The 1,165-nt window shown below is 68.5% G+C and carries 2 protein-coding genes; both read right to left on the bottom strand.

The features are described 5' to 3' along the window. Positions 1–36: 36 nt before the first annotated feature. A complete protein-coding gene (locus ACFU7D_RS29750) occupies positions 37–429 on the bottom strand; it encodes a YccF domain-containing protein (RefSeq protein WP_033248295.1) in 393 nt (130 codons plus the stop codon). After that, the coding region (htpX, locus tag ACFU7D_RS29745) for a zinc metalloprotease HtpX (protein WP_378874151.1) at positions 426–1,165 on the bottom strand (740 nt) is incomplete at its 5' end. The genes htpX and ACFU7D_RS29750, both read right to left, overlap by 4 nt.

Genomic DNA, 1,165 nt, shown 5'->3' with positions numbered 1-1,165 from the left:
CTGCGTGGGCGGGTGGGTTGCGGCCGGGTCGTCCCGTCAGCGGGTGGCGAACGGCTCGTCGGTGCGGACGATCTCCTTGCCGAAGGGCATCAGTGAGACGGGGATGAGCTTGAAGTTCGCGATGCCCAGCGGGATCCCGATGATCGTGACGCACAGGGCGATGCCGGTGAAGATGTGGCCGAGCGCGAGCCACCAGCCGGCCAGGATCACCCACAGGACGTTGCCGACGAGGGAGCCGCCCCCGGCGTCATGACGGTCGACGACGGTGTAGCCGAAGGGCCAGAGGGCGTAGACGCCGATGCGGAACGCGGCCACGCCGAAGGGGATTCCGATGATCGTGATGCAGAGCAGGAGCCCCGCGGCGATGTAGCCGAAGAACATCCAGAGTCCGCACAGGACCAGCCATATGACGTTCAGGATTGTCTTCACGGTCGGTACCCTGCCATCTGCTCGAGTCGGGCGATGCGGTCGGCCATGGGCGGGTGGGTGGAGAACATCTTGGACATGCCCTGGCCGGGACGGAACGGGTCCGCGATCATCATGTGACTCGCGGTCTCGATCCGTGGTTCGGGTGGGAGCGGAAGCTGTTTGGTCCCGGCGTCCAGCTTGCGCAGCGCGGACGCCAGGGCGAGGGGGTCACCGGTCAGCTGGGCCCCGGACGCGTCGGCCTGGTACTCGCGGGACCGGCTCACGGCGAGCTGGATCACCGAGGCGGCGAGCGGGCCGAGGATCATGACGAGGAGCATTCCCAGAAGGCCGGGGCCGTCGTCGTCGTCGGACCGGCCCACGGGGATGAGCCAGGCGAAGTTGACCAGGAACATGACGACCGAGGCGAGGGCTCCCGCGACGGACGAGATGAGGATGTCGCGGTTGTAGACATGGCTCAGCTCGTGGCCGAGGACACCGCGCAGTTCGCGCTCGTCGAGGATCTGGAGGATCCCCTCCGTGCAGCACACGGCGGCGTTGCGCGGGTTCCGACCGGTGGCGAACGCGTTGGGTGCCTGGGTCGGGGAGATGTAGAGCCGGGGCATGGGCTGGCGGGCCGCCGTCGAGAGCTCGCGCACGGTGCGGTAGAGCTGAGGGGCCTCGAACTCGCTGACCGGGCGGGCCCGCATGGCGCGCAGGGCGAGCTTGTCGCTGTTCCAGTACGCGTAGGCGTTGGTGG

The organism is Nocardioides sp. NPDC057577, assembly GCF_042801335.1.
In the GTDB taxonomy this organism is placed as follows: Bacteria; Actinomycetota; Actinomycetes; order Propionibacteriales; family Nocardioidaceae; genus Nocardioides.
The sequence above is the reverse complement of the archived record's forward strand: the minus strand, read 5'-3'. Positions and strand labels throughout refer to the sequence as shown.